At 68.6% G+C, this 293-nt stretch carries 1 protein-coding gene; it reads right to left on the reverse strand.

The window, feature by feature from the left end:
- Positions 1-107 precede the first annotated feature (107 nt).
- The coding region (locus FLQ44_RS17775) for a cation transporting ATPase C-terminal domain-containing protein (protein WP_147695461.1) at positions 108-293 on the reverse strand (186 nt) is incomplete at its 5' end.

Raw genomic sequence — 293 nt, forward strand, 5'->3', positions numbered from 1 at the left:
GCAGCCACCAGCTGCCGAGCAGGTCTTTCTCCAGCGTGAGCTTGAGGTAGCGGATGGGCTCGCCGGCGGCGGGCGGCTGCTGCAGGAAAATTCGCATGGCGCGGAGTTTAGCCGCTGGCGCGTGGCCGCAGGCGCCGGAACAGCCACTTCTCGATCTCCAGCACCACCAGCAGCAGCACGCCGATGCCGATCACCAGCAGGCCATCGCGCAGGGATACCGCCTCGGTGCGGAACAGCACCTGCAGCGCCGGCAGGTAGGTGAAGGCCAGCTGCGCCAGCACCACGCAGCCGAC

Origin of the sequence: Vogesella mureinivorans (genome assembly GCF_007644035.1) — a bacterium.
GTDB lineage: Bacteria > Pseudomonadota > Gammaproteobacteria > Burkholderiales > Chromobacteriaceae > Vogesella > Vogesella mureinivorans.